General features: G+C 73.7%; 9 protein-coding genes and 1 pseudogene. 6 read left to right on the forward strand and 4 right to left on the reverse strand.

Annotated elements, in window-relative coordinates:
• From ACFVHV_RS42475 to ACFVHV_RS42485, 3 genes and pseudogenes are all read left to right on the forward strand, one after another.
• Positions 1–95, forward strand: a pseudogene (locus ACFVHV_RS42475) (NmrA family transcriptional regulator); the annotation flags it as partial.
• 178 nt (positions 96–273) lie between these two features.
• Positions 274–876, forward strand: coding sequence for an anthrone oxygenase family protein (locus ACFVHV_RS42480; RefSeq protein WP_359914103.1), 603 nt, complete (start codon positions 274–276; stop codon positions 874–876).
• A gap of 207 nt (positions 877–1083) precedes the next feature.
• A complete protein-coding gene (locus tag ACFVHV_RS42485; RefSeq protein WP_380359048.1) occupies positions 1084–1779 on the forward strand; it encodes a polysaccharide deacetylase family protein in 696 nt (231 codons plus the stop codon).
• Positions 1780–1853: 74 nt separating this feature from the next.
• Here ACFVHV_RS42485 and ACFVHV_RS42490 read toward each other — a convergent pair whose 3' ends face one another.
• Entirely contained in the window at positions 1854–2348 is a 495-nt protein-coding gene (locus tag ACFVHV_RS42490) for a DUF1772 domain-containing protein (protein WP_380359050.1), read from the reverse strand.
• A gap of 177 nt (positions 2349–2525) precedes the next feature.
• On the opposite strand from ACFVHV_RS42490, the gene ACFVHV_RS42495 reads away from it, so the two are divergent.
• The 3 genes from ACFVHV_RS42495 (at position 2526) to ACFVHV_RS42505 (ending at position 5414) form a co-directional block, all read left to right on the forward strand.
• Complete coding sequence (locus ACFVHV_RS42495) at positions 2526–3533, forward strand: AraC family transcriptional regulator (RefSeq protein ID WP_359914094.1); 1008 nt, start codon at positions 2526–2528, stop codon at positions 3531–3533.
• Between the two features lie 102 nt (positions 3534–3635).
• Positions 3636–4214 (forward strand): TetR/AcrR family transcriptional regulator, encoded by a 579-nt coding sequence (locus tag ACFVHV_RS42500; RefSeq protein ID WP_380359053.1) that lies wholly within the window; start codon positions 3636–3638, stop codon positions 4212–4214.
• A 42-nt stretch (positions 4215–4256) separates the two neighbouring features.
• Complete coding sequence (locus ACFVHV_RS42505) at positions 4257–5414, forward strand: GDSL-type esterase/lipase family protein (RefSeq protein ID WP_359914088.1); 1158 nt, start codon at positions 4257–4259, stop codon at positions 5412–5414.
• Positions 5415–5859: 445 nt separating this feature from the next.
• Here the strand turns inward: ACFVHV_RS42505 and ACFVHV_RS42510 are convergent, their stop codons facing one another.
• From ACFVHV_RS42510 to ACFVHV_RS42520, 3 genes are read right to left on the reverse strand one after another with little or no spacing between them, the layout of a single operon-like run.
• Entirely contained in the window at positions 5860–6525 is a 666-nt protein-coding gene (locus tag ACFVHV_RS42510) for a 4'-phosphopantetheinyl transferase (RefSeq protein WP_380359056.1), read from the reverse strand.
• A gap of 5 nt (positions 6526–6530) precedes the next feature.
• A complete protein-coding gene (locus ACFVHV_RS42515) occupies positions 6531–7424 on the reverse strand; it encodes an alpha/beta fold hydrolase (RefSeq protein ID WP_380359059.1) in 894 nt (297 codons plus the stop codon).
• Positions 7425–7451: 27 nt separating this feature from the next.
• Positions 7452–7922 carry an SRPBCC family protein gene (locus ACFVHV_RS42520; protein WP_359914079.1) on the reverse strand — a complete coding sequence of 157 codons (471 nt, stop codon included), beginning with the start codon at positions 7920–7922 and terminating at the stop codon, positions 7452–7454.
• Between the last annotated feature and the right edge of the window lie 158 nt (positions 7923–8080).

Raw genomic sequence — 8080 nt, forward strand, 5'->3', positions numbered from 1 at the left:
TGGGCGACGGTGTGCGGCGGGCGCTGGGGCGTGAGCCGCGGGACTTCGCCGACTACGCCCGCGAGGCCGCCGCCTCCGGCGTGTGGAACGCGTGACCATCCGGAAGGGCAACACCTGCCGTCCGTACGGCAGTTCAGTAGATCGTCGGTGCCGGGCGGCACCGACCCCCTGACCAGCACCCGGCCGCGGCCGGGAGCGGTGAGGAGGCCGGCGGCCCGGACACCGGGAGAGTCCCCGCACCGGGCGGGGACCGGGGAGACCGAAGGAATACCCATGCGCTCGAACCAGACCGCGACCCCTGCTTCCTACACCGCCGCACAGTCCTTCACCGGCCTCGCGCCGGGCGGCACGGCCCCGGCCGTGCCCGGCACCCGGAGCAAGGCCGCCGGCCCGCTCCTGGTGGGCGCCACCATCGCGATGGGTCTGATGGCCGGACTGTTCTTCGCTTTCGACGTCTCGGTGATGCCGGGCCTCGCGGAGGGCGACGACGGCACCTACGTGACGGCGATGCAGCACATCAACAAGTCGATCGACGGGAACGGGCTGTTCGGCCTGGTCTTCATCGGCGCCTTCCTCGCCACCGGCATCGCCGCCTGGCTCCAGCACAAGGCCGGCCGGCGGCAGGCGGCGCTCTGGGCGGCGGCCGCGACGCTGCTGTACGTGGTGGCGCTGATCGTCACCATGGGCGTCAACATCCCGCTCAACAACGAGCTGGCGGCGGCCGGCGACGCGGCGCAGATCCACGACCTCGCCGCCGTGCGGGCCAAGTTCGCGGACACCTGGGTCCCGGTCAACATGCTCCGCACCGCGCTCTGCGCCGGCGGCCTGCTCGCCCTGACCCGCTCCCTGGTGCTGCACGGCCGCGCCGGGCGCTGAACGCCGGCCCCGCACAGGGCCCCCGACGGCCCCGACGGATCCCGTCGGGGGCCTTCGGCCTGCCGACGGGCAACTGTCGCCCGGCAGCCGCCACCCGGCGCCCGACTGGCCGATTCCGTTCGCTCGCGACCGACGAAGGGTCGCGGCGGACGGGCCCGCGGGCGCAGACTGGCCGGTGCACGGGAGTTCCGACCGCAGGGGGCAGGCATGTCCGTACCACCCGTCAGGCGCAGGGCAGTTGGCAGGTTCCGGACCGCGATCGGCGCACTGGTCGTCGCCCTGGCGGCGGGAGCGGCGGTCACCCTGCCGGCCGCCGAGGCGCAGGCGGCCGGCGCCAAGGGCGGCAAGGTGGTCTACCTGACCTTCGACGACGGCCCCAGCCCCGCCTACACGTCCAAGGTCCTGGCGACGCTGGGCCGGTACGGGGTGCGCGCGACCTTCTTCGAGATCGGGCAGAACGTCTCCGCCCACCCCGCGGTGACCGCGCAGGTCGCCAGGCAGGGCCACAGCGTGCAGAACCACTCCTGGTCCCACCCGGACCTGAGCAGGCTCTCCGCGGCCGCGCTCAACGCGCAGGTGGCCGACACCGACAAGGTCATCCGCGCGCAGACCGGCCGTACCCCGAGCTGCCTGCGCCCGCCGTACGGCGCCGTCAACGGCACGGTGCGTTCGAAGGCCGCGGCACTCGGCAAGCAGATCGTGCTCTGGTCGGTGGACCCGGCGGACTGGTCCCGCCCCGGCGCGGCCGCGATCAGGTCGCGGGTGCTGAACAACGTCCGTCCCGGTTCGGTGATCCTGCTGCACGACGGCGGCGGCGACCGCAGCCAGACGGTGGCCGCGCTGCCGGGGATCATCTCCACGCTCAAGGCGCGCGGGTACGGCTTCGCCACCCTCTGCGGCTGAGTCCGGTCAGCGGCAGAGGGTGGCGGCGGCGGGCGGCGCGGCCGGGCCCGCCCGTCGAGCGGGTCCGGGCCCGGTCAGCTCTGCCCGTTGAGGACGAGCGCCCAGGCGAGGCAGGCCAGGGCGCCGGTCGACAGCAGGGCGCGCAGCACGTTGAAGCGCACCCAGCGCGCCTCGAAGCGGCTGCGCACCGCGGCCGGGTCGGCGATCCGCTGGGCCGACCCGGCGGCTTCGAGCTCGTCGTTCAGCGGGATGTTGACCGAGCGGGTGACCCCGATCATCGCGACGTACAGCACCAGCGCGGCGATGGTCGCGGGCAGGACGTCGTGCCCGTCCGAGGGCAGGTGCAGGGCGACCGCCGCCGCGGTGGCGAGCAGGGCGCCGACGAAGCCGAGAACGAACCAGCCGTTCAGGATCGCCTTGTTGACGCGCTGCATGACCTCGATGAAGGTGCGGTCGTCGACCCGCGCGAGTGCCGGCATGACCGAGCACGAGTAGCCGTAGAACAGTCCCGCGGTCAGTCCACAGGTGACCGTGGCCGCCACCAGGACGAGTGTGCGTGCCGTTTCCATCGTCGTGAGCCCCTCACTTCTCGCAGCCGGTGTCGCCGTACCGCGGTCGCCGTGTTTCGGTCCGTACCCCCGTGCGCAGATCATCCGGCATCCGGGCGGTGCGAGCCACCTCGATCACTCAAGAGTCTCTCAAATGACGAAGCGTCAAATGATGTCCCGCCGTCTACACTTGGCGTCATGGACACTCTGACGGGACTCCTCGACGGCCCCAAGGCCCGTGGCGCGTTCCTGCTGCGCTCCATCCTCACCCCGCCGTGGTCGCTGCGGATCGAGGACCGGGCCCCGCTCTCGGTGGTGACGATGGTCCGCGGCGACGCCTGGATCCTGCCCGAGCGCGGCACCCCGCTGCTGCTGCACCCGGGTGACGTGGCGATCGTGCGCGGCCCGGAGCCGTACACCGTGGCGGACGACCCCGACACCCCGGTGGACGTGATCGTCGGCCCGGGCCAGGTCTGCACCAAGGGCGGGGTGGACGTCTCCGAGGTGATGTCGCTCGGCGTCCGGACCTGGGGCCAGGGCCGGGAGGGCGACCGGGCCTCCTCGGTGGTGCTGTCCGGCACCTACCAGGCCGAGCACGAGATCGGCCAGCGGCTGCTCGGCTGCCTGCCCGCACTGCTGGTCCGCCCGGCAGGCACCGGTGCCGACGACACCCTGGTGCACCTGCTGGCCGCCGAGATAGGGCGCAACGAGCCCGGCCAGGAACTCGTCCTGGACCGCATCCTGGACCTCCTGGTGGTCTCCGTGCTGCGCGCCTGGCTGGCCGCCCCCGACTCCGGCGCCCCCGCCTGGTACCGCGCCCAGCACGACCAAGTGGTCGGCCCGGTGCTGCGGATGATGCACGACGACCCGGCCACCGCCTGGACGGTCGCCGAACTGGCCCAGCGGGTCGGGGTCTCCCGGGCCGGTCTGGCCCGCCGCTTCACCGCCCTGGTCGGGGAGCCCCCGATGGCGTACCTGGCGGGCTGGCGCCTGGCGGTCGCCGCGGACCTGCTGCGCGAGCCCGAGTGCACCGTCGCCTTCGCGGCCCGCAAGGTCGGCTACAGCAATGCCTTCGCCCTCTCGGCGGCCTTCAAGCGGGTGCGCGGCGTCAGCCCGCAGGAGCACCGCCGGACGGCGGCCACGGGCACCCCGTCGCAGCAGGCGGGCTTCTCGGGGCCGGCGGAGACGGTGATCCTGGCGGGCTGAGCGGGCTGAGCGGGCTGAGCGGGGTATTTCCATTTGCCTAATCCATTTAGGCAATCCCATACTGTCCGTAGACAGCCGACGCGACCGTACGGGAGAACGCACATGGCAAGGGCAGGGCTGACCGTCGAACGCCTGGTCGTCGCGGGCGCCGAACTCGCCGACCATGTCGGCTTCGACCAGGTGACCGTCGCCGCGGTCGCCCGCGGCTTCGGCGTCCAGACGGCCAGCCTCTACTCCCACGTCAAGAGCTCCCACGACCTCAAGACCCGGATCGCCCTGTACGCCCTGGAGGAACTCGCCGACCTCGTCGCCGACGCCCTCGCCGGACGGGCGGGCCGCGACGCCCTCGCCGCCTTCGCGGACGCCTACCGCGACTACGCGGCCCGCCACCCCGGCCGCTACGACGCCACCCGGCTGCGCCTGGACGCCGCGACGGCCGCCGCCAGCGCGGGCGTCCGGCACGCCCAGATGACCAGGGCGATCCTGCGCGGCTACGACCTGGGCGAGCCCGAGCAGACCCACGCGGTGCGCATGCTCGGCAGCGTCTTCCACGGCTACATCAGCCTGGAGGCGGCCGGCGGGTTCAGCCACACCGCCGTCGACCCGCAACAGTCCTGGGACTGGATCATCGACTCCCTCGACGCCCTGCTGCGCGCCGGCGGGCCCCGCACGAGCGGTTGATCCACCCCCTCCGCACGCCCCGACGAACCGAAGAGCAGCACCATGACGACGATCACCACCCCCGTCACCGAGGCCCTCCTCCACGGCCACCTCGACCTCGAACACACCGCCCGCGGCCTGCTGCCGCACCGCCTGCCCGCCGCCGCCCGCCGGCGGATCCCCGACGAACAGCTCGCGATGGCCGAGTCCCAGCCCTCCGGCGTCCGGCTCGCCTTCCGCACCCGCGCCACCACCGTCACGCTGCACGCCGTCCCCACCAAGCGCGCCTACCCGGGCGTCCCGAACGTCCCGGACGGCGTCCACGACCTCCTGGTGGACGGCCGGCTCACCGCGCAGAGCACCGTCCCCGGCGGCAACCTGCGCACCGTCGACCTCGCCACCGGCCGCTTCGAACTGACCGAAGGACCGTCCGGCAGCGCCCGGTTCACCGGCCTGCCGGACCGCGACAAGACCGTCGAGATCTGGCTCCCGCACACCGAGACCACCGAACTGATCGCCCTCGACACCGACGCCCCGATCGAGCCGATCCCCACCGGCACCCGCAAGCACTGGCTGCACCACGGCAGTTCGATCAGCCACGGCTCCAACGCCGCCCACCCCACCGGTACTTGGCCCGCCCTGGTGGCCAACGGCGCCGGCCTGGACCTGACCAACCTCGGCTTCGGCGGCGGCGCCCTGCTCGACCCCTTCACCGCGCGCGCCATCCGCGACACCCCCGCCGACCTGATCAGCCTCAAGCTCGGCATCAACCTGGTGAACACCGACCTGATGCGGCTGCGCGCCTTCACCCCGGCCGTCCACGGCTTCCTGGACACCGTCCGGGACGGCCACCCGACCACACCGGTGCTGATCGTCTCCCCGCTGCTCTGCCCGCTCCACGAAACCGTGCCGGGCCCGCTCGCCCCCGACTTCAGCAGCGGCACCCTGCGCTTCCGCGCCACCGGCGACCCCGCCGACGTGGCCGCCGGCCGGCTCACCCTCACCGTCATCCGCGCCGAACTGGCCCGCATCGTCGCCGAACGCCGGGCCGACGGCGACCAGCACCTGCACCACCTGGACGGCCTGGCCCTCTACGGCGAGCCCGACCACGACGCCCACCCGCTCCCCGACGGCCTCCACCCCTCCCCGGAGGCCCACCGTCTCATCGCGGAGCGCTTCACCGAGCTCGCCCTCGCCCCCGGAGGCGCCCTGGCACCGTGACCCGCCGCGGCCACCTCCCGCCGGAGCGGCACGGCGGACCAGTGGCCGCAGACCTACGAGCAGTGGCAGCAGCTCCACCGGGTGCGGCGGGCGACCTGGCTGTGCCGACGCTGCCGCGTCGTGTTCCTCCCCGCGGCGTCGTTCCGCCCCGACTCCGCCGGATCCTCCGCGATTCCCGTGGCGCACTTTCCGCAGTGGTCGGTGGCCGTCGCGCGCCAGGACGACCGCCCCGGTGCCCCGACCACGTCGGCCTGACCGGCCCCCCGGCAGCCGGCTCCCCGGAGGCCGCCCGGCCCGGTCCGGCCCGGACACCGGGGAGACGGCCCTTCCCCGCGCACCACCCGGAACGGAGTGAAACCCCACAGCCCCGCCCCTCGTTCGGCACCGGCCGTACCGGTGCCCAGCAAGGGGCGGGGCGTCGACGGTCCACGGACGGCAGCGCGTCTCATGCGGCGGCAGCCCGGGACGGCGGGAGAGCGAGCGCGGTGACCACCGTGCCGCGGTGCACGCCCCAGGTGCCGGTGCGGACGGCCGGGTGGTGCGGGTGCCGGGCCGTGAACGTACCGTCGGCGTACACCGCGACGGAGATGGCCGCGAGCGGGGCCCAGGTGCCCGTCAGCGGATGGACGGCCTTGTAGGCGGCCTCCTTGGCGCTGAACAGCACCGTGTCCCAAGGGACCCGGCCCTCCGGCAGCACGGCCAGGGCGCTGCGCTCGGCCTCGCTGCTGACCAGCTGGAGCACACCCCGCGGGAGCGGCCGCGCCGGCTCGGCGTCGATCCCGAGCGAGGCCAGCCGCCCGGTGCCGGCGACGGCGCAGGCCGTGTAACCGTCCGTGTGGGTGATGCTGCCCGTGACGCCCGCCGGCCACCGGGGCGCCCCGCCCGGCCCGGGCAGCAGCGGCACCGGCGGATGCCCGAGAACACCGAGCACCTGGCGGGCGAGCGTCCGGGCGGTGGCGAACTGCCGGCGGCGGCGCGGCGACCGGTCCCGGATGTACGCCGCCTCCGACGGCAGCAGCCGGCCCTCGGACGGGACGCCGAAAGCCTCGGCACAGTGGACGTGGGGCGGGAGCAGCGCGGCCAGGACGCCGGCCGGGGCGGTGGTGGTCACGGTCGTCAGCGGCCGGCCGCGACCAGCAGGTGGACGTGGTGCGCGATGTGCTGGGGAGTCTCCAGCGGCACCATGTGACCGGTGCCGGGAATCCGGTGCAGCTCGGCGTGCGGCAGCGCCGACGTGAGCTCCCGGCTGAACTCGGGCTTCACGATCTTGTCCTCGGTGCCGGTGATGACCGCGGTCGGCGCGGTGATCCCGGCCAGACCCGCGCGCTGGTCCATCTCCTGCGTCGACGCGAAGCACGCGGCCCGGGTCGCCGGCGACGTGGCGGCGAACAACCGGCGGTTGGCCTCCCGCGCCGACAGCGAAGCAGCCGGCCCGTGCGTCCCACCGAGCAGCCGACGGCCCAGCCACGGCGTCCGCAGCGCCCGGCTGAACAGCTTCGACCCCATCATCCTGACCTCGCTCGCCGGCGTGATCTGCCCGTGCGAGGCCGTCGACACGAGCACAAGACCCGCCAACCGCCCGACACTTGCCCCGCCGTTCCCGGCCGGCAGTCCCGCCGCCCAGGCCAGCGCCGCGTACCCGCCGCCCGAGTGCCCCACCACCACGACCGGCCGCTCCGGCGTGGTGAGCGTCCCGACGACGGTGTCCAGGTCCCGCGCCAACCGCTCGATGCTGATCGGCTCCCGCCCGGACGTCGACGAGGCGTGACCGCGCTGGTCGTACGTGGCCACCGTGTGCCCGGCCGCCGCGAGCTGCTGCGCGGTGGCGTGCCAGACGGTCCGGGAGGCGGCCCAGCCGTGGACCAGCAGCACCAGCGGCCGGCCCGGACCGGGCTCGCCCGGCTGGTGGACCGTGATGGCGAGGTGCGCGTGGTCGTCGGTCGTCGCGGTGTGGTCGGTGGTGGTGACGGCGTGCCGGGCGGGGAGCACGGGGATTTCGGTGACGGTCACTGGGGCCTCCTTCTCCGGTGGCGGTTCCTACTTCTGGTTGTCGAGGTGGCGGCGGAGGTTGCTGAGGGCGTGCTGGGTGGCGGTGGTGTGCTTGGTCGTGAGGTTCGTGAGCTTGTGGAAGAACTTGGCCAGGCCGTGCGGGTCGGTGGCGAAGGTGATCGTCAGCAGCGTCTGGGCGCCGTTGTTGTGGGGCGTGAGCCGGTAGGTCGTCGTGCCCTGGAAGTGGCCGGTGTGGGACTGGGTGAGCTCGGCGTCCGGGACGACCTGCGTGGTGGTCGAGGTGAACCGCAGCTTGGGACCGGGCTTCCCGACACCCGCCGGGTGGACGGTGGTCGTGGTGGTGCCGCCGGTCTGCTGCGGGCCGGTGGACCCGGGCCGGTGGGTGTTGTGCGGGTGCCACCACGTCGTCCTGCCGTTGAGCTCGTCGACGAGAGCGTTCCAGACGGCGTGGGCGGGGTGGTTGAGGATGGTCCGGTCGGTGTGGTGAATGGCACGCACGGGAAATCGGTCCTTTCGCTCGACGGGTGCGGCAGAGGAATCCGGTGAATCGCCGAATTCCCTTTTCTTGTTGTGTGTGTGGTGTGGTGTGGGGTTAGGGGAAGATGTTGTGGCCGGGGGTGAGGGTGTGGGTGGGGTCGTAGGTGTTTTTGGCGTTG

It is taken from the genome of Kitasatospora sp. NPDC127116, assembly GCF_042677365.1.
In the GTDB taxonomy this organism is placed as follows: Bacteria; Actinomycetota; Actinomycetes; order Streptomycetales; family Streptomycetaceae; genus Kitasatospora; species Kitasatospora lactacystinica.